An 18,977-nucleotide genomic window follows, 5' to 3' on the forward strand; every position below is an offset into this window, starting at 1 on the left:
GAGCTCACCGGCCCTGTTCCCGCCTTTGGCGGGACCGCCACTGCGCCGGTTTCTCCACTTTTCCCGCCCAAAGCCCAAGCTTCTTGCTTTGGGCATAGGCTTCGGCAGAGGCGTAAACCGGCGACAGGCTGCGATAGGCGAACGCCCAGCCGCGCGAGACCATCGCGCTTCCCAGATCGACGCCGCGGACGCGGCACTCTCCCTTCTTCTCGCCGGTACGGTCACGCTCTGCGACCGTGCATTCCACCTCCTGGTCCTTCACCAGATTCGCCAGCACGGCGGTGGCGATGCGGAAGCAATCGAGTTCATGGCCGTTGCGGTTCCGGCACTTCTGGTCCGGGTCCGGCGCGTCGATGCCCATCAGCCGGATCGGCGTGCCGTCGACGGCGAGCAGGTCTCCCTCCAGCGCAGCCGCTTTCCCCTTTATGATCTGGTTGGGCGTAGAGAACACAGTGCCTTTGGAGGTACCGCTGCCGGCCGCGGCAGCAGGATGACAGGCGAGCGCGGCCGCCAGAGCCGCCAGCACCGGCAGGCCGGACCCCAGCGCCGGCGGGCTAGAACAGCGTCGGCGCGGCATCGTCCGGGCTCCGCATGTCCGGCGGCGGGTCCAGGCAGGACGGGTCGTCGTTGCGCACGTTGTTGACCCTAGGCCCGACCGGCTGGAGGTCGAGCAGATCGTCCGGCGCCGGCCGCAGCATCCTTTCCAGCACCGGCAACGGCGCTTGCGGATCGAGCCACAGGTCCCAGTCCGAACGGTCGAGCACCACGGGCATGCGGTCATGCAGGGGCGCCAGAGCCGCGTTGGCCCCGGTGGTGACGATGGTCATCGTCTCCAGCGGTTCGGCAAGCGGCGGCCCGCCCTTGGGGCCGCGCCAGCGCTCCCACAATCCGGCGAGCGCGAAGGGCGACCGGTCGCGCCGGCGGATGACATAGCCCTGCTTGCGCCGCCCTTCGGCCGCCCATTCGTAGAAGCCGTCGAGCGGGACGAGGCAGCGCCGCTTGCGGAAGGCGTCGCGGAAGGCCGGCTTCCCGGCCACCGACTCCCCGCGCGCATTGATCATGCGGGCGCCGACCGAGGGATCCGCCGCCCATGAGGGCACCAGCCCCCAGCGCAGCAGCGCCAGATGGTTGCCGTCCTCCGCCCGCCGGATCACGGGAACGTCCTGCGTCGGTGCGACATTCCAGCGCGCCGGCAGGTTGGGCCGTTCGGAGAAGGAAAAGGCCGCCCGCAGATCGTCGACAGGCGTCACGAGGAGCATTCGTCCGCACATGCCACCGAATATGGCGCGGACGGGGACGAACCGCCAGATCGCGGTCGCCCGCCCCGGCTTCCGGAATTCAGATGCTGTAGTTGTCGGCGATGTCCAGGCGCAGCGCCTCGACCTGATCGCGGAACAGCACCCCGTCGGCGCCGGAGTTGTTCGGCACGTCGCGCACGATCCGCGCCGGCGCCCCGCCGAGCACGACGATCCTGTCGGCCAGACGGACGGCCTCCTCCAGGTCATGGGTGACGAACAGGATCGTCTTGCCCGTTTCGCGATGGATGCGCCGCAATTCGTCCTGCAGGCCGTTGCGCGTGATGGCGTCGAGCGCGCCGAACGGCTCGTCCATCAGCAGGATGTCGGGATCGACCGCCAGGGCGCGGGCGATGCCGACGCGCTGGCGCTGGCCGCCGGACAGCTCATAGGGCCAGCGGCGGCCGTAGCCGTCGAGCCGGACGAGGCGCAGCGCCTCCTCCACCCGCCGCTCGCGGTCGGCGGCCGACAGCGGAAGCCCTTCGAGGCCGAGCCGCACGTTCCTGGCGACCCGGCGCCAGGGCAGCAGCCGGGCGTCCTGGAAGACCAGGCCGACCGGCCGGTGGCCCGGCTTGTTCGCCTCATGGATGACGACACGGCCGCTGCCCGCCTTGTGCAGGCCGGCGACGACGCGCAGCAGGGTCGACTTGCCGACGCCCGACGGTCCGACGATGGCGACGAAGCTGCCGCGTTCCACCGACAGGTCGACGTCGACCAGCACGGGCGGCGCATCGCCGTAGGCGATGGACACACCCTCCAGATCGATCACCGTGTCGCGCTTCGCCGAAGCCTCGCCCGCCGTCATTCCAGCCACTGCCGCCACCTTTGCCGCTGCCCCTACCGCCGCCCCTACCGCTGCCCCTACCGCTGCCATGACAGAACCCGCGTCTGAACCTGCATGAACAGGAAGTCGGAGATCCCGTACAGCAAGGCGATGGTGACCATGTAGAGCACGACGATGTGGGTCGCCAGCAGGCCCGACGCCTCCATCATCCGCATGCCGAGGCCGGAGATGCCGAACAGTTCCGCCGCCACCACGGTCATCCACCCCTGCCCCAGCCCGGCCCGCAGGCCGGACAGGATGCCGGGCAGCGCGCCGGGCAGCACGATCTTGAACAGCCGCGCAATCAGCCCGCCCTGCCCGAAGGCGTAGCCGAGTTCGATCAGGTCCTTGTCCACGCCGCGTACCGCGGCGTAGCTGGCATAGTAGTTGATCCAGAACACCGTCAGGGCGATCAGGAAGGAGGCCGCCCCCTCGCTGACGCCGAACCAGATGATGGCGAAGGGAATCCAGGCGATCGCCGGAATCGGGCGCAGCATGCGCACCACCCAGGCCTGGAAGGCGTCCCACACGCCCCACAGCGCCGCCGCCGTGCCGAAGCCGATGCCGAGGACGGAGCCCAGCGCCAGGCCGACGAGATAGTGGGACAGGCTGGCCATCACCATCGCCTGCCAGGTCCCCCGCCCGAATTCGGCAAGGAAGGCGGCGGGAACGGCGCTGGGCGACGGGATCAGCCGGGCCGGGACCAGTCCGCTGCGCGCCACCGCTTCCCACGCGAGCAGGAAGGCGACGACGCCCAGGGCCGACAGCAGCAGGGAGGTCGGGGCTTTCAGACGGCGCATCGCTGGTCGATCCGCCTTACTTGCCGACGGCGGCGTCGTAGAAACGGAAATCGAAGGCCTCGGCCACCGGGACGGTACCCTCGGCGACGCCGATCTCCTTGGCATAGGCCATCATCTTCTCCACCGCCGGGACGACGCTGTGCGGGTCGGCGACGAACTTGGCGGCCGGACCGCGCAGCGCGGCCTCCAGCGTCTCCGGCTCGATCAGCCCCTTGCCGAGATACTCGTTGACCAGTCTGGCCGCCCGCTTGGGGTCCTTGCCGATCAGGTCGACGGCCCGGATATGGGCCTTGATCAGCGCCTGGACCGCGGCTGCGTTGTCGCGCAGGACGGCGCCGCGCGCGGTGACGGCGGTGCCGGGCTGGTCGGGGAACATCTGCGCGCCGTTGGCGAGCAGGACGACGTTCGGGTCCATCTGGCGGGTGATGGTCACCGTCGGCTCGCGGATCGTCGCGGCATCGAGCGCGCCGGCCAGCAGGGCCTGCTGCGTCTTCTCAATGCCCATCGACACCAGATCGACGTCGGCCGGATCGACCTTCACCACCTTGAACAGCCAGTGACGCAGCACCGTGTCGGGCACCGAGCCCGGCGGCTGGGTGCCGATCTTGATCTTGCGGCCGGCATCCGCCGCGAACTTCTTGAAGGAGTCCGCAGTCGGAGTCTCCCCCACCGCCTTGGCGAAGGCACCGCGGCCGGCCACGACCATCTCCTCCACCGACGAGTTGGCGATGACGGTGATGTCCGCTCCCTTGCTGCGGGCGACCAGCGCCGGCGCGACGCCGGCGTAGAGCAGGTCGATCTGCCCGGCCGACATCGCCTGGATGGCATGGGGGCCGGATTCGAAGCGGGTGAGCTTCAGCGCGATCCCCGCCTCCTTCGCCCAGCCCTCGGCGTCCACGATGAACAGCGGAGCGGCGGCGAGGATCGGAATATAGCCGATCTCCAGCTTCACCGGATCGGCGGCCCGGACCGTGCCGGGCGCAAGGGCGGCGGCCGAAGCGAAGGCGGCCAGCGAAAGAAGGGCGGCGCGGCGGGAGAGGCTGGTCATGGCTGTCGAATCCTCGGGGAATGTCCTCTGGCGTGTGTACCACGCTTTTGTGAATTAGGAAGACAGGATTTTCACTGATGGAGGTGGGTATTACAGAATTCTACATTGTGACAGTGCGGTATGAGGGCACGGCCGTACCGGGGCGGGTCGGCAACCCGCCGCCCCTCCCCTGATCCCGGCGCCTGTTCAGATCACCCAACTGCTGCTGCGGTCGGCCTCGCCCGGCAGCGTCGCCTTGCCCAGCGCTTCGTCGACATAGTCGAGCAGCCGGGCCAGCGCCTCGCTGCGGTCGAGCCTGCCGGTATCGATCACCAGCTCCGGAGCTTCCGGCGCCTCGTAAGGGGCGGAAATCCCGGTGAACTCTGCGATCTCGCCGGCACGGGCGCGCCTGTAGAGCCCCTTGGGATCGCGCTCCTCGCAGGTGGCGAGGTCGGCGTCCACATGGATCTCGTGGAAGCGCTGGCCGCCGATGGCCCGCGCCCGTGCCCGGTCGGCCCGCAGCGGCGAGATCAGCGACGCGATCACCACCATGCCGGCATCGGCGAACAGCTTGGCCGTCTCGGCGACGCGGCGGATGTTCTCCGCCCGGTCCTCGGGCGAGAAGCCGAGGCCGGCGTTCAGCCCGTTGCGGACATTGTCGCCGTCCAGCACGAAGGTCTGCCAGCCGCGCTCGAACAGCGCGCGCTCCAGCGCCATGGCGAGCGTCGACTTGCCGGCGCCGGACAGGCCGGTCAGCCACAGGATGCCGCCGCGGTGGCCGTTGGCCTGCGCCCGTTCCTCGACCGACACGGCATGGCTGACCTCGGTGATGTTGGCGGTGGCCGTCTCCTCGATCTGCACGACGAGGAAACCGCCGACCACGTCGTTGCCGTCGATCAGCACGCCGCGGCCGGTGCGCGGCAGGTCGGCCGCCAGATCCACGGCGATCGGCGTGCGCGAGCGCAGGACGACCTCGGCCACCTCGTTGCGGTGGACGGCCTTGCCCGGGGTGCTGGTCAGATCCTCCACGTCGATGACAGCGGTAACCTGCTCCACCGTGACGCGGTGCTCGGCCGTGGCGATCTTCAGCGTGTAGGTCTTGCCGACCACCAGCGGCTCCGACACCAGCCAGAACAGGCGGACCGCCATGCGGTGGGCGATCCGCGGGGCCGCGTCCAGATGGTGGGCGATGTGCCCGCGCTCGGCGAAGATGCGCTTGTCGAGCGTGATGCCGATGCTCTGTCCGGCATGGGCGGAAAGGACCGGCTGCGGGTGGTTCCACGCCTCGATGCCGACGACCCTGGCATCCGCTCCGGTTGGGGCGAAGCGCAGCACGTCGCCGACGCGCAGGCGGCCGCTCTCGATCCGGCCGACCAGGATGCGCCGGTCGTCGGGCTTGTAGACGTCCTGCAGCGGGAAGCGCAGCGGCTGGTCGGGCGAGGTCTGCTGCGGCCGGAAGGCGTCGAGCTGCTCGATCACCGTCGGGCCGAGGTACCAGCGCGCCTTGTCGGTGCGCGTGACGATGTTCTCGCCGCCGCGCGCGGAGATCGGGATCACCGCCTTCGGGTAGAGGCCGAGCTCGCCGAGATAGTCGCGGATCTCCTTGGCGACGGCCTCGTAGCGGGCCTCGTCGAAATCGACGCGGTCCATCTTGTTGACGACCACCGCGACCTGGCGGACGCCCAGCAGATGCAGCAGGAAGGCATGGCGGCGCGACTGCTCCAGCGCGCCCTCGCCGGCATCGATCACCAGCAGCGCGGCATCGGCCTGGCTGGCGCCCGTCACCATGTTCTTCAGGAACTCGGCATGGCCCGGCGCGTCGATGATGACGTAGGGGCGCTGCGCCGTCTTGAAGTGGATCTGGGTGGTGTCGATGGTGATACCCTGGTCGCGCTCGGCCTGCAGGGCGTCCATGACGAAGGCCCACTCGAAGGGCATGCCGCGCTTGCGGCTCATCTCCCGGACCTGTTCGACCTTGCCGTCCGGCAGGCTGCCGGTGTCGTTCAGCAGGCGGCCGATCAGCGTGGACTTGCCATGGTCGACATGGCCGACGATGACGATGCGGAGTTGGGAGTGCGGCATCTTACATGTACCCCGAGCTGCGCAGGCGTTCGAAACTGTCCTCGGCCTCGTTGTCCATGGCGCGGCCGGCGCGCTCCGGAATACGGGTGACGACCAGTTCTGCGATGATCTCGTCGATGGTCCCGGCGGTGGAGTCGACCGGGAAGGTGATGTTCTTCTCGCCGAGCGAGCGGTAGCGCTTGCCGTCCCGCGCGAAGTACAGCGGAACGATGGGGATCTCCTCCCGCTTGGAATAGCGCCAGATGTCCAGCTCGGTCCAGGCCAGCAGCGGATGGATGCGGACGTGGACGCCTTCCGGGAAACGGGTCTTGTAATGGTCCCAGAACTCGGCCGGCTGGTCCTTCACGTCCCAGTCGCCGTCCAGGGAGCGCGGCGAGAAGACGCGCTCCTTGGCGCGGGTCGCCTGCTCGTCGCGGCGGATGCCGACCATGATCCCCTGATAGGCATTGTCGCGCAGCAGGGTCTTCAGCCCCTCCGTCTTGCGCGCGGCGGCGCGGGTCAGCGGCGGCAGGGTCTGGTCCATCTCCTCCTCGGGCGGGCACTGCGCCACGATCAGGTCGAGGTCCCATTCCCGGGCGATGCGGTCGCGGAACTCGTAGACCTCCGGCAGCTCCATCCCGGTGTCGAGCTGCACCACGGGGAACGGAATCCGCCCGAAGAACGCCTTGCGGCAGAGCCAGAGCAGCGCGTTGCTGTCCTTCCCGATCGACCACAGCAAGGCCAGCTTGTCGATGCGGTTGTAGGCCTCGCGGAGGATATAGATGCTCTGATTCTCAAGCTGGTCGAGATCGGCGCTCATCTTGCGGTTCCAGTCCAGTTCATGTGTATGCCGCATTCGGTTTTGGCGGACCCGGCCCACCGGCCGGACCGCGGGTCTGCGCCGGGCGCCACGCGCTCGGTACAGGTGTAGCAGCCGATGGATAGAAACCCGTCGGCCTCCAGGGGATGACGCGGAAGGTCGCGCCGGGTGAATTCCTCCTCCAGCCGCTCCTTGTCCCAGTCGGCCAGCGGATTGACCTTGATGCGGTCGCCGTCCTGCTCGAACAGTGGCAGCGCGGCGCGGGTGGCGGACTGGAAGCGCTTGCGCCCCGTCACCCAGGCGTCCAGGCCGGCCAGGGCGCGCTGCAGCGGGACCGTCTTGCGCAGTTGGCAGCAGGCGTCATAGTCCCGGTTGAAGAGCATGCCGTCCGGATCGCCGGCCGCCAGTTCCGCCGCGCTCGGCCCGACCTCGCGCACATCCGTCAGCCCCAGCCGCTTCACGAGCTGGTCGCGGTAGCGCAGGGTCTCGCCGAACAGCTTGCCTGTGTTGACGAAGATCACGGGAAACGCGGGATCGGCCTCTGCCGCCATCGCCAGCAGCACGGCGGATTCCGTTCCGAAGGAGGAGACGAGCGCGATGCGGCCAGGGAAGACCTCCCGGCTGAGGAGCCCGAGCAGTTCCGCCCCTTCGATCCCGCCATAGAGGCCGGCAAGATCTTCGGCGCGGCCGGGGACGCGGAGTGTCTGAGCAGCTTCCGGCATCATTATCTACTTTTCTAGTAGAGTTATTGTTTCGATTTGCACAGTAACATCGCCATGAAAGCGCCGCAACAGAAATACATTCTCTACTTGTTTAATAGAGTTAGGTAACCTTGTGAAATGTGTTGATTACGTCCGACGCCCGCGTATAACTACCTCCATGATCTCCGCCCGCGCCATGAAACCATTGGAATTCCGTCACCTGACGGCAGAGAGACAGCCGTGACCCCCGGCCCCCTCGATCCCGCACACGACCGCATGGCATGCGCCGGAGATAGCCCGCCGGCGATGCGGCGGTGCGTGCAGCGACCCGACGATGGGGCCGATCCGGCGCCCTTTTCACCGAATCCCAATGGGGAATTGCCTGCGCGTGCCGTCCCGCGCGGCCTCATCCCTGCGGAGGCGTGGTTATCATGACTGCCGTCCCTGCCCTGTCCTTCCTGCCGGCCTTCGAGCCCGGTACCGTCTGGCTGGTCGGCGCCGGCCCCGGCGATCCCGGCCTGCTCACCCTGCTGGCGGCCAAGGCGCTCGCCGAGGCCGACGTCATCGTCCATGATGCGCTGGTGGATCCGGCGATCCTCGACCTTGCCGGCCCGGCTGCGGTCCTTGAGGATCTCGGCAAGCGGGCCGGCCGTCCCTCCCCGACGCAGGAGGCGATCAACGCCCGCCTTGTCGAGCTGGCCGGGCGGAACCTGCGCGTCCTGCGCCTCAAGGGCGGCGATCCCTTCGTCTTCGGCCGCGGCGGCGAAGAGTGCCTGGCGCTGGCCGAGGCAGGCCTGCCCTTCCGCGTCGTGCCCGGCGTGACGGCCGGGATCGGCGGGCTCGCCTATGCCGGCATACCGGTGACGCACCGCGGCCTCGCCACCACCGCCACCTTCGTGACCGGCCACGATCGCTCCGGCGCGCTGCCGGAAACGCTGGACTTCGATGTCCTGGCGAAGCTGCCGGGGGCGCTGGTATTCTACATGGCGCTCGGCACGCTGGAGGAGATCGCGCAACGGCTGGTCGCCGCGGGCAAGCCGCCGATGACGCCGGTCGCCATCGTCTCCAGCGCCACCACCCAGGCGCAGAGCGTGATCGAGACGAACCTTGCCCATTGCGGCCGCGACGCCGTGCGGCTACAGCCAAGACGCCCGGCGATCGTGGCGATCGGCGAGGTGGTCCGGCTGCGTGGCTGGATCACGCAATTCCAGCAATCCCACCTTCATCCGCGCGGGGCGTCCATGGCCCCGCGGCACGCCGCTTCGGCGTGACCTCAGAATCGGGAGACCAGACATGCCGAAGCAGGACGAAACCCTGAAGGCCATCACCGCGAACCGGCTGCGCGACGGCACCGTCGTCTTCCTCGGCCCCGACGGCCGGTGGGTCGAAGCGCTCGACGAGGCGGCCCTGTTCGACGAGGCTGCCGCCGAGCCGGCGCTGGCCGCCGCCAAGGCCAAGGCGGAGCGAGAGCAGTTCGGCGTCGACATCTATGCCTTCGACGTTGCGGTCGGCGCCGACGGCCGCCTGCCGGTCAAGATGCGGGAGCGCATCCGCGCGCTCGGCCCGACCGTCCGCACCGACCTCGGCAAGCAGGCAGCGGCCTGATCCGCCCGAACCGCCCCCGCGAAGCCGCTTCTCGCGAAGACCGATCCGAATGACCACCCGTGGCGCTGGAAGTCCCGACATGAACCACATCGCCCCCGGCGCGCACGCCGGCATCTACCGCTATGACTCCATCGACCGCCAGTTCGTCGGCGAGCGGGTGGAGCAGTTCCGCAAGCAGGTCGCCCGCCGCCTGTCCGGCGAGCTCACGGAGGAGGAGTTCAAGCCGCTGCGGCTGATGAACGGCCTCTACCTGCAGCTCCACGCCTACATGCTGCGCATCGCCGTTCCGTACGGCGTGCTGACCTCGCGCCAGCTCCGCAAGCTGGCGGAGATCGGGCGTCGCTACGACAAGGGCTACGGCCACTTCACCACCCGCCAGAACCTCCAGTTCAACTGGATCCGGCTGGAGGACACGCCGGATATCCTGGCGGAGCTGGCCGAGGTGGACATGCACGCCCTGCAGACCAGCGGCAACTGCGTGCGCAACGTGACGACCGACCAGTTCGTCGGTGCCGCCCGGGACGAGGTGGTGGACGGCCGCGTCTATGCCGAGATCCTGCGGCAGTGGACGACCCTGCACCCCGAATTCACCTACCTGCCCCGAAAGTTCAAGATCGCCATCTCCGGCGCCGACCATGATCGGGCCGCCGTGCGCATCCACGATGTCGGCGTGCTGGCGAAGCGCAACGAGGCGGGCGAGACCGGCTTCGCCTTCTATGTCGGCGGCGGCCTCGGCCGGTCGCCCTTCGTGGCGAAGCCGGTGCGCGAGTGGGTCGCCGAGGAGGACTTCGTCGCCTATCTCGAGGCCATCCTGCGCGTCTACAACCAGTACGGCCGGCGCGACAACATCTACAAGGCCCGCATCAAGATCCTGGTCCACGAGCTGGGCCTGGAGCGCTTCACCCGCGAGGTGGAGGAGGAATTCGCCCGGCTGCGCGGCCCCAAATACCGCCTCGCCCCGGAGATCGTCGCCGAGATCCGCCGGCACTTCGCCCCGCCGCCCTTCGAGGAGCTGCCCCCGGCGTCGGAGGCGCTGGAGCGCGCCAGGGCGGCCAACCCGGCCTTTGCCCGCTGGGTCGAGGTCAACGTGGCCGAGCACCGGGCGCCGGGCTACGCCATCGCCACCATCTCCCTGAAGCCGGCCGGCGGCATCCCCGGCGACGCGACGTCGGAGCAGATGGAGCTGGTCGCCGGCCTCGCCGACCGCTACAGCTTCGGGGAGCTGCGCGTCTCGCACGCCCAGAACCTCGTGCTGGCCCATGTGAAGCAGGACGACCTGTTCGACCTGTGGCAGGCGCTGGAGACGGCCGGGCTCGGCACCGCGAACGCCGGGCTGATCGGCGACATCATCGCCTGCCCCGGCCTGGACTATTGCGCGCTCGCCAACGCCCGGTCGATCCCGCTGGCCCAGGCGATCTCCGCCCGCTTCGCCGACCCGGAGCGTCAGCGCGCCATCGGCGAGATGGGGATCAAGATCAGCGGCTGCATCAACGCCTGCGGCCACCACCATGTCGGCCACATCGGCATCCTGGGCGTCGACAAGAAGGGCACCGAATTCTACCAGATCACGGTGGGCGGCGACCCGACCCTGACGACGGCCATCGGCGACATCCTCGGCCCGTCGCTGACCGAGGCGGAGACGGTCGACGCCATCGAGGCCATCGTGAACACCTATCTTGCCCGCCGCACCGAGGGCGAGCGCTTCCTCGACACGCTGAAGCGCATCGGGCACACCCCCTTCAAGGAGAGCGTCTATGCCGCTGCTTAAGGACGGCCGCGTCGCGGAGGACGCCTGGATCTCCTCCGCCGACGACCAGCCGGTCGCCACCGACCGGCCGGTCATCATCAGCTTCGAGCGCTGGCAGGCCGAGCGGGCGAGCTTCGACGGCCGCAACGCGCCGCTCGGTATCCGCCTGAAGAGCGGCACGCTGGCCGGCGCCATCGCCGAGGACCTCGACCGCTTCGCCCTGGTGGCGATCGAGTTCCCGAAGTTCCGCGACGGCCGCGGCTTCTCCACCGCACGGGAACTGCGGGAGCGCTACGGCTACACCGGCGAGATCCGTGCGGTCGGCCATGTCATCCCCGACCAGTACCGCTTCCTGATCCGCACCGGCTTCACCTCCGCCGAGGCGCCGGAGGGGACCAACCCGGAGAGCTGGGCCAACGCGCTGAGCGAGATCTCCATCGCCTTCCAGCCCAGCCTGGACGAGACGCAGCCCCTGTCGCTGCTGCGCCGCCGGCTCGGCGCCGGCTGATCCGCTTCATCCCGGCCAACGAAAAGCCCCTCTGCCGCAAGGAAGAGGGGCTTCTTCTTTTCCGTCCGACGTCCCTGCCGGGGGCGGTCCCGTCAGGCCATGCGGGCCCGCAGGTCGCTGAAGCCGATCATGCGGCGGCTGTCCTCGTCGAAGAGGGCGAGGCGGACGGTCTTCAGGCTGTCCCACAGCGTCAGGCGGGGGGCGTTCCGCAGTTCCGGCACCGCCAGATGGCAGTCGCGCAGCCGGTAGTTCGGCACGCGGGACGCCAGATGATGGACGTGGTGGTAGCCGATGTAGCCGGTGATCCAGTGCAGCCAGCGCGGCAGGTCGTAGAAGCTGCAGCCCTCGATCGCCGCCTCGTGGAAGTCCCAGTCGCCCTGGCGGCGCCAGTAGACGCCCTCGAACTGGTGCTGGACGTAGAACATCCAGATGCCGACGGTGGCGCCGAACAGCACGACCGGCAGCCAGATCTTCAGCACCGCCCCGATGCCGAACAGCGCCATGAAGAGGGCGAGGCCGGCGCCGATCATGGCGTTGGTGGACAGGCAGCTTATCCAGGCCCGCAGGTCGCGGACCTGGCCGGCCAGCGGGACGCGGAACTTGCAGAGGAAGAGGAAGCCCGGCCCGACGCCGAACAGCACCAGCGGATGGCGGTAGAGCCGGTAGCGCAGGCGCTGCCAGCGGCCGAGCGCCAGATACTCCCGAACCGTCAGCGTGTCGATGTCGCCGAAGCCGCGCTTGTCCAGGTTGCCGGAGGTGGCGTGGTGGACGGCATGGTCGCGGCGCCACACCTCGTAGGGCGTGACGGTCAGGACGCCCAGCAGGCGCCCGACCCAGTCGTTCGCCCAGCCTTCCTTGAAGAAGGAGCCGTGGCCGCAGTCATGCTGCAGGATGAAGACCCGCACCAGGAAGAAGCCGGCGGGCACGGCCAGCAGAAGGGTCAGCCAGTAGCCGACCTGATGCATCGCGAACGCCATCAGCGCCACCAGCCCGGCCAGCACCAGCAGGGTCAGGGCAAGCTGGCCGAGGCTGCGGCTGGTGACCGGCGTCTTGTACTCCGCCAGCCGCTCCGCCCAGAAGCGGGCCCTGGCCTTGCGGTCCACCGGCGCGGGGCTGACGGGCGGCGTGGAGGTGTCGGGGGTGGCGTCGGTTCGAGCGAGATTGGCGCCGGACTGGTCGTGGGCGCGAAGGGCGACGGTCATTGCGACGAAGGTTCCGCGGCTCTGTGCTGCCTCGAGGGCACTAGGTACTATCCAATCTAGCCTAGTGCGGTCGCCAAAGCTTCCGGAAAATGGCCGCCTGGAACAATTCGCGACCTGTCCTTCCGGTCAGGCGGTGCCGTAGCGGCGCGTCGCCTCGACGGTCAGGCCTAGTCCGACCGAGCCGAAGATGTTCCCCTCGACCACCCGCGCCTGCGGAACCTCGGTCAGGATGGCGCCGCGGACCTGCGGGAGCAGGGTCGATCCGCCGGTCAGGAACACCGCGTCGATGTCCTACGGCTCGACGCCGGCCTCGGCGAGGCAGGCGCGCACCCGGCCGCCGATGCGGGCGGCGAGCGCCCGCGTCGCCTGGTCCAGCGTCGGCCCGTCGACGGCGAGGTCGAGGCTGCCGTCGCCCCAGTCCAGCGCCAGCCCGGTCTGCGGCTCGCCCGACAGCGCGATCTTGGTCCGCTCCACCTCCATCGCCAGGGCATGGCCGCGGCGATGCTCCACCACGCCGATCAGCCGCTCGATCTTCTCCGGCTCGGCCGAATCCCGCAGCAGCCGTTCAAGCTCGCCCATCGCCTTGGCGGTGTAGAGGAAGTTGATCTTCGACCAGGTGGCGAGATCGAGGAAGATCGTCTTGGGCGCCACCAGCCCGGCCCGCTTCAGCGCGCTGCCATGGCCCAGCATCGGCATGACGGTGGCGAGGCTGAGGTCGCGGTCGAAGTCGGTGCCCCCGACCCGGATGCCGTCGTTGGCCAGGATGTCCTCGGTCCGGTCCGGCTTGCCGCGCCGCTCCGGCCCGATGCGGACGATGGAGAAGTCCGAGGTGCCGCCGCCGATGTCGGCGATCAGCGCCAGCTCCTCCCCGCCCACCTGCTGCTCGTAGTCGAGGGCCGCCGCGATCGGCTCGTACTGGAAGGACACGTCGCGGAAGCCGACCGAGCGGGCGATCCCGCGCAGCGTTTCCTCCGCCGCATGGTCGCCGGCCGGGTCGCCGTCCACGAAATGGACCGGGCGGCCGACCACCACGTCGCTCAGCGGCCCGTCGAGCGCCGCTTCCGCCCGCGCCTTCACCTGCTCCAGGAAGGTGGCGATCACCGCGCGGAAGCTGATGCGGCCACGGCGCAGCGCGGTGTCCGCGTCGATCAGGTCGGTGCCGAGCATCGACTTGATGGAGCGCATCAGCCGCCCCTCCACCCGCCGGCGTAGGCGTCGATGGCCGCCTGCCCGATGGTCACGGCATCGGCCTCGAAATCGAAGAAGACCGCACTCGGCACCGTGCTGCGGGCGCCGTCCAGAGGCAGCAGGCGGAAGGCATCGGCATCCGGCCCCGCCACAGCTCCCCGCACTCCGAGAGTCGTGTTCGAGGTTCCGAAATCGAGACCGCAGACCGTCATGGCGAAGCCCTCACCCCAGCGCAAAGGCGCGACGCTATACAGACACCGGCGCGGGCGATCAAGCACGGAGCGGAGGGCGCATGGCACCCTTCCTCCCGGCACGGCCGTCCGGCTCCGGCCCGCCCCACCGCCGCGCCGCGGCGGGACGGGCGCAACCGGGCGGATTGTGCAGACACCGTTTCCCGCACAACGGGGCTGCCCGCCATATTATGGTTCCATAGCAAGGGTTTGCGCCGGTTCATTCGCCTGCGGCCGTTGTGCGTCGGCTGCACAATTCCGGGAGTCCGGGCACGTCCGGCCCCTTGGCGGACGCCAGGATAGGGCGTCGATTGAAACAATTCAAGAACGCGATAATAACGGCAACGCCCCAGCTTGTCCCGTGACTTGGCCGCCGGGGCCGCGCCGGCGCGCGGTGTCAAAGAATGGGTCCGTGGCGAAAATGATTGCTGCGGCGGACCCGCCTCCCCCATTTTGGCGGTGGTCGCTTTCTCCTTTCCGCATAGGCCGCCATGCCGCAGATTCCCAAACGTCTTGTCGCCGCCGCCGCCGTGGTCGCCGGCCTTCTTACCGCTTGGATCGCCTTCGCGGCATGGTGGGACTATGACGCCCGGCAGGCCGAGGAGCAGGCGACCTACAGCGTGCTGCTGGACAAGGCCACCCAGGGCGAGGTGGCGTCGATCACCTTCTCCGGCGGAGCCGCCCATGCCACGACGGCCGATGGCAAGCGGCTGCGCGCGCTGATGCCCGTCACCGACGAGGTGCTGAAGGAACTGCGCGCCCGCAAGGTCGCCATCACCTTCGAGGACTCGCCCGGCGGGCTGCTCGACCAGACGGTCGGGGTGCTGGAGAAGCTGGCTCCCTTCCTGATCCTCGGCCTGCTGGTCGCGGGGCTGGCGGTCAGCGGCGCCCCCTTCCTCGGCGGCGGGCGGGCGACCCGCATCCGGCCGCAGGATACCGGCACGGTCTTCGCCGATGTCGCCGGGGTGGACGAGGCGAAGGACGAGCTGCGCGAGACGGTGGAGTTCCTGCGCGACCCGCGCCGCTTCGCCATGGCCGGCGCGCGGGTGCCGAAGGGCATCCTGCTGGTTGGCCCGCCCGGCACCGGCAAGACCATGCTGGCGAAGGCCGCCGCGGGCGAAGCCGGCGTGCCGTTCTTCGCCGCCTCCGGCTCCGACTTCGTCGAGATGTTCGTCGGGCTGGGGGCGGCCCGCGTGCGCAGCCTGTTCCGCACCGCCCGCGCCAACGCGCCCTGCCTGCTGTTCATCGACGAGATCGACGCGCTGGCCGGCAAGCGCGGGGAATCCAACTCCCACTCCGAGCGCGAGCAGACGCTGAACCAGCTCCTGGTCGAGATGGACGGCATCGTCGAGGGCGGCGACGTGGTGGTGATCGCCGCGACCAACCGGGCCGAGATGCTGGACCCGGCGGTGACCCGCCCCGGCCGCTTCGACCGGCACATCCATGTCGCCCTGCCCGACGTGTCGGGGCGCGAGGCGATCCTGGAGGTCCATGCCGGACGGCTGAAGCTGGCGCCGGATGTCTGCATCCGCACGGTGGCGCGCGGCACGCCGGGCTTTTCCGGTGCCGAGCTCGCCAACCTGACCAACGAGGCGGCGCTGTCGGCGGCGCGCAACGGCCGCGTCACCGTCACCTCGGCCGACTTCGAATCGGCCAAGGACCGCGTGCTGATGGGGACGGAGCGGCGCAGCCTTGCCCTGTCCGACCACGAGCGGCGGCTGACCGCCTGCCACGAGGCCGGCCACGCGCTGGTCTCGCTGCTCTGCCCGGAGGCCGACCCGATCCACAAGGCGACGATCATCCCGCGCGGCCGGGCGCTGGGCATGGTGGTCCGGCTGCCGGAGGGCGACCGCGTCTCCGTCTCCCGCGCCAAGCTGATGGCCGACATCGCCGTCGCCATGGCCGGCCGCGCCGCCGAGGAGCTGGTGTTCGGGCAGGATGCCGTGACGACCGGGGCGGAGGCCGACTTCCGCGCCGCCACCGACCTCGCCCGCCGCATGGTCACCGCCTGGGGCATGAGCGACACCATCGGCTTCGTCGCCCATGCCGGCGGCGAATCCGGCCCGCTGCGCTCCGAACGCACCGCCTGGCACATCGACGAGGAGATCCGCCGCATCACCGACGAGGGGATGGAGCGCGCGCGCCAACTGCTGTCCGGCAACCGCGCGGCGCTCGACCGCATCGCCCGGGCGCTGCTGGAGCAGGAGACGCTGACCGGCGACGAGATCGGCCTGCTCGCCCATCCGGAACGCGCGACGGAGGCCGCCTGAGGCGGCCCCCTTCCGGCCGGCTTTCCGGCCGCCGGCCGGTCATAGGCCTGCTGGTATTACTATACCGTCAGCATAATCCATTGTCAGAAAACCCAAATTACTACGATACGCCACAAAGATTGCTCAATTGCGCATACAGGGGTAAGCTCAGCAGGTAAGGTTCGGACAGCGGGAAATGAAGAGTATGGCCGGAACGCCGAACAGAACGAGTCGACGGGGCCTGCTTGCCCTTTTCTTCTCCTTGGCGACATGCCTTCCGCTTCCCCTTCCCGCTTCGGCTGCCACGCTCGTCCGCGTCGGCGCCTATGAATTCCCCCCCTACCTGTCCGAGAATCGCGAGGGGCTGACCCCCGGCCTGCTCTCCCTGCTGAACGCCGTGCAGTCGGACTACCGGTTCGAACTGGTCGTCACCTCGCCGCAGCGGCGCTATGACGACCTGACGCAGGGCCGGTTCGACATGATGGCGTTCGAGAGCATCGCCTGGGGCTGGCAGGACCGGCCGGTGGAGGCGAGCCGGGTATTCTTCCGCGACGCCGAGGTGTTCGTCGCCAAGGCCGGACCGGGCGTGGACCAGTCGGTCTTCGACCGGCTGGAGGGCAAGTCGATCCTCGGCCGGCTCGGCTACCATTATGCCTTCGCCGGATTCGAGGCGGATCCGAAACTGCTCGAATCGCGCTACAACACCCGCGTCACGGTCACGCATGAGGGCAATGTGCGCAGCGTCGCCGCCGGGCGGGCGACGCTTGCCATCGTCACCCGGTCCTTCCTGACCCGCTTCCTGCACGACAACCCGGATCTGGCCGGCAAGCTGCTGGTGTCGGAGCGGCCGGACCAGGTCTACGAGCATACGGTGCTGGTCCGCCGCGGCGCGCCGGTCGACGTCGCCTGGGTGAACGGCATGCTCGACCGGCTGGAGGCCGACGGGCGGCTCGCCGCGCTGTGGCAACGGTACGGGGTGGTGCCATGAACGGAGCGGACGCCGAGAGCGTCCGTCCCGCCGCCGGCGTGCGGCGCGGCCGGTCGCTGCTGACCCGGGTCGGCGCCGTGTTCCTGGCGACCACCGTCGCGGTCGGCCTTGCCGCCGTCATGCTGTCGGCCGAGATCGTCGGGCGGCAGCGCCACCAGGATCTGCTGCATCGCGCCGGCCTCGTGGCCGCCACCCAGGCGGACGCGCTGAGCGGTCCGGTGTGGGAACTGGACGACCGCACCGCCCAGTCGATGATCGAGGCGCTGATCGCCCGCGACACCGCCATCCGCTCCATCGCCGTCTTCGAATCGAGCCGCAGCGCGCCGCTGGCGGAAAGCGCCCTGCCCCCCATCGGACGGGCGCCGGAGACGGTGACGATCGAACGGCCGATCCTCCGCCGCGGCCATGACGGGCGCGAGGAGCGGATCGGGCTGCTGCGGCTGGTCTATTCCACCGGAGAGGTCGCCGAGGCCACCTGGAACGCGCTGGTTCCGGTGTGGGGCCTGCTGCTGCTGTCGCTGCTGACGGCCGTGGCGGTGCTGGCGCTGTGGCTGAACCGGGCGCTTCTGCGTCCGCTGATCCGGCTGACCCAGCTTTCCCGCGCGATGACGCGTGGCGAGTACGGCTCGCGCATCGACATCGACCGGACCGACGAGATCGGCGTGCTGGCCGAGAGCTTCAACCGCATGGCCGAGACGGTGCAGGATCACACGCGGACCCTGGAGGACCGGGTGCGGGAGCGGACCGAGGCGCTGGCCCAGACCAACCGCGCCATCATGGACAGCATCAACTACGCCCAGTTGATCCAATCCTCCATCCTGCCCGCCCCGGACACGCTGTCGGAGGGGCTGGCCGAGCATTTCGTGCTGTGGCGCCCGCGCGACGTGGTGAGCGGCGATTTCTACGTCTGCCGCCCGGTCGGCGACGGATTCGTCGTCGGGGTGGCCGACTGCACCGGCCATGGCGTGCCCGGCGCCTTCATGACGATGACGGCGAGCGCCATCCTGAACAACGTCCTGGACCAGATGGGGGCCGACGACCCCGCGGCGGTGCTGGCGGCGGTGGACGCGACGGTGCGCGCCACCCTGCACCAGGGCGGTGCGGCACGCTCGCTGACGGAGAGCTTCGACAACGGCCTGGATCTGGCGCTCTGCCATGTGCGACCGGACGGGCGGCGGCTGGTCTTCGCCGGGGCGCGCCTGCCGCTGCTGGTCGTCGGGCCGGAGGGGGCGACGGAGATCCGCGGCGACCGCCACAGCCTGGGCTACCGCCAGGAGGCCGGCGCCGCGCCGGCCCGCTTCACCAACCACGCGGTCAGACTGCGGCCGGGCCAGACCTTCTATCTCGGCACCGACGGGCTGGCCGACCAGAACGGCGGCCGGCTGGGTCGCAGCCTGGGCAAGCGGCGCCTGCGCGAGGTCATCGCGCGAACGGCGGGCGAATCGCTGGACCGCCAGAAGGAGGCGGTCGAGGAGCTGCTGGCGCAGTTCCAGGCCGACCGGGCGCAGCGCGACGACATCACGCTGCTGGGCTTCCGCGTCCGGCTGGCGGAGGCGGAGCGCAATGCCGGGACCGGAAGCACCGCGGCCGGCAATGCCGCGGCGGTAAGTACCGCGGAGTGCGCGGCATGAGGAGAATTCCGCGAAGACCGGGCCGTCCGACCGCAACGTCTTTACAGACCACAAGGTTTACGGCATCGCTTGCCCTGGGAATGCCGGTTCCGCTATGGCGTA

At 69.6% G+C, this 18,977-nt stretch carries 19 protein-coding genes; 7 read left to right on the forward strand and 12 right to left on the reverse strand.

All coding sequences use genetic code 11. The annotated features are described in order from the left end of the window. Window positions 1-4: 4 nt before the first annotated feature. The 8 genes from DEW08_RS13280 to DEW08_RS13315 all read right to left on the reverse strand — a co-directional run bounded on the left by DEW08_RS13280 (window position 5) and on the right by DEW08_RS13315 (window position 7,548). Window positions 5-577 carry a thermonuclease family protein gene (locus DEW08_RS13280; protein ID WP_109327820.1) on the reverse strand — a complete coding sequence of 191 codons (573 nt, stop codon included), beginning with the start codon at window positions 575-577 and terminating at the stop codon, window positions 5-7. Further along, a complete protein-coding gene (locus DEW08_RS13285; RefSeq protein WP_109327822.1) occupies window positions 555-1,259 on the reverse strand; it encodes an SOS response-associated peptidase in 705 nt (234 codons plus the stop codon). The genes DEW08_RS13280 and DEW08_RS13285 overlap by 23 nt, the downstream gene beginning before the upstream one ends. A gap of 79 nt (window positions 1,260-1,338) precedes the next feature. Beyond that, on the reverse strand, window positions 1,339-2,100 hold the full coding sequence (locus DEW08_RS13290) for an ABC transporter ATP-binding protein (protein ID WP_109327824.1): 762 nt from the start codon (window positions 2,098-2,100) through the stop codon (window positions 1,339-1,341). Between the two features lie 56 nt (window positions 2,101-2,156). Continuing rightward, a complete protein-coding gene (locus DEW08_RS13295) occupies window positions 2,157-2,918 on the reverse strand; it encodes an ABC transporter permease (protein ID WP_109327826.1) in 762 nt (253 codons plus the stop codon). A 16-nt stretch (window positions 2,919-2,934) separates the two neighbouring features. Continuing rightward, window positions 2,935-3,966: an ABC transporter substrate-binding protein gene (locus tag DEW08_RS13300; RefSeq protein ID WP_109327828.1), complete on the reverse strand. Its 1,032-nt coding sequence runs from the start codon at window positions 3,964-3,966 to the stop codon at window positions 2,935-2,937. A gap of 186 nt (window positions 3,967-4,152) precedes the next feature. Beyond that, window positions 4,153-6,027, reverse strand: coding sequence for an adenylyl-sulfate kinase (cysC, locus tag DEW08_RS13305; protein ID WP_109327830.1), 1,875 nt, complete (start codon window positions 6,025-6,027; stop codon window positions 4,153-4,155). 1 nt (window position 6,028) lies between these two features. Continuing rightward, the gene (cysD, locus tag DEW08_RS13310; protein WP_109327832.1) at window positions 6,029-6,826 is read right to left on the reverse strand and encodes a sulfate adenylyltransferase subunit CysD; all 798 of its coding nucleotides are present in this window, start codon (window positions 6,824-6,826) and stop codon (window positions 6,029-6,031) included. After that, window positions 6,823-7,548, reverse strand: coding sequence for a phosphoadenylyl-sulfate reductase (locus DEW08_RS13315; RefSeq protein WP_245986638.1), 726 nt, complete (start codon window positions 7,546-7,548; stop codon window positions 6,823-6,825). Before DEW08_RS13315 ends, cysD begins: the two co-directional genes overlap by 4 nt. A gap of 410 nt (window positions 7,549-7,958) precedes the next feature. Between DEW08_RS13315 and cobA the strand changes: the two genes are divergently transcribed. The 4 genes from cobA (at window position 7,959) to DEW08_RS13335 (ending at window position 11,387) form a co-directional block, all read left to right on the forward strand. Beyond that, the gene (cobA, locus tag DEW08_RS13320; RefSeq protein WP_109327836.1) at window positions 7,959-8,798 is read left to right on the forward strand and encodes a uroporphyrinogen-III C-methyltransferase; all 840 of its coding nucleotides are present in this window, start codon (window positions 7,959-7,961) and stop codon (window positions 8,796-8,798) included. A gap of 22 nt (window positions 8,799-8,820) precedes the next feature. Further along, a complete protein-coding gene (locus DEW08_RS13325; RefSeq protein WP_109327838.1) occupies window positions 8,821-9,132 on the forward strand; it encodes a DUF2849 domain-containing protein in 312 nt (103 codons plus the stop codon). Between the two features lie 79 nt (window positions 9,133-9,211). Next, window positions 9,212-10,900 carry a nitrite/sulfite reductase gene (locus DEW08_RS13330; RefSeq protein WP_109327840.1) on the forward strand — a complete coding sequence of 563 codons (1,689 nt, stop codon included), beginning with the start codon at window positions 9,212-9,214 and terminating at the stop codon, window positions 10,898-10,900. Further along, entirely contained in the window at window positions 10,887-11,387 is a 501-nt protein-coding gene (locus DEW08_RS13335) for a DUF934 domain-containing protein (RefSeq protein WP_109327842.1), read from the forward strand. Before DEW08_RS13330 ends, DEW08_RS13335 begins: the two co-directional genes overlap by 14 nt. 92 nt (window positions 11,388-11,479) lie before the next feature. Here DEW08_RS13335 and DEW08_RS13340 read toward each other — a convergent pair whose 3' ends face one another. The 4 genes from DEW08_RS13340 to DEW08_RS32330 all read right to left on the reverse strand — a co-directional run bounded on the left by DEW08_RS13340 (window position 11,480) and on the right by DEW08_RS32330 (window position 13,989). Further along, window positions 11,480-12,589 carry a fatty acid desaturase gene (locus DEW08_RS13340; protein WP_109327844.1) on the reverse strand — a complete coding sequence of 370 codons (1,110 nt, stop codon included), beginning with the start codon at window positions 12,587-12,589 and terminating at the stop codon, window positions 11,480-11,482. A 126-nt stretch (window positions 12,590-12,715) separates the two neighbouring features. Beyond that, window positions 12,716-12,868 carry a hypothetical protein gene (locus DEW08_RS32325; RefSeq protein ID WP_245986211.1) on the reverse strand — a complete coding sequence of 51 codons (153 nt, stop codon included), beginning with the start codon at window positions 12,866-12,868 and terminating at the stop codon, window positions 12,716-12,718. A gap of 12 nt (window positions 12,869-12,880) precedes the next feature. Then, a complete protein-coding gene (locus tag DEW08_RS13345) occupies window positions 12,881-13,774 on the reverse strand; it encodes an Hsp70 family protein (protein WP_245986212.1) in 894 nt (297 codons plus the stop codon). Continuing rightward, window positions 13,774-13,989 carry a hypothetical protein gene (locus DEW08_RS32330; protein ID WP_245986214.1) on the reverse strand — a complete coding sequence of 72 codons (216 nt, stop codon included), beginning with the start codon at window positions 13,987-13,989 and terminating at the stop codon, window positions 13,774-13,776. The genes DEW08_RS13345 and DEW08_RS32330 overlap by 1 nt, the downstream gene beginning before the upstream one ends. A 509-nt stretch (window positions 13,990-14,498) precedes the next feature. On the opposite strand from DEW08_RS32330, the gene ftsH reads away from it, so the two are divergent. From ftsH to DEW08_RS13360, 3 genes are all read left to right on the forward strand, one after another. After that, window positions 14,499-16,277, forward strand: coding sequence for an ATP-dependent zinc metalloprotease FtsH (gene ftsH / locus DEW08_RS13350; protein WP_109327846.1), 1,779 nt, complete (start codon window positions 14,499-14,501; stop codon window positions 16,275-16,277). Between the two features lie 241 nt (window positions 16,278-16,518). Further along, on the forward strand, window positions 16,519-17,244 hold the full coding sequence (locus DEW08_RS13355; protein WP_245986216.1) for a substrate-binding periplasmic protein: 726 nt from the start codon (window positions 16,519-16,521) through the stop codon (window positions 17,242-17,244). Next, entirely contained in the window at window positions 17,241-18,875 is a 1,635-nt protein-coding gene (locus tag DEW08_RS13360; RefSeq protein WP_109327850.1) for a SpoIIE family protein phosphatase, read from the forward strand. Before DEW08_RS13355 ends, DEW08_RS13360 begins: the two co-directional genes overlap by 4 nt. Window positions 18,876-18,977: the final 102 nt, after the last annotated feature.

Source organism: Azospirillum thermophilum, assembly GCF_003130795.1.
Lineage (GTDB): Bacteria > Pseudomonadota > Alphaproteobacteria > Azospirillales > Azospirillaceae > Azospirillum > Azospirillum thermophilum.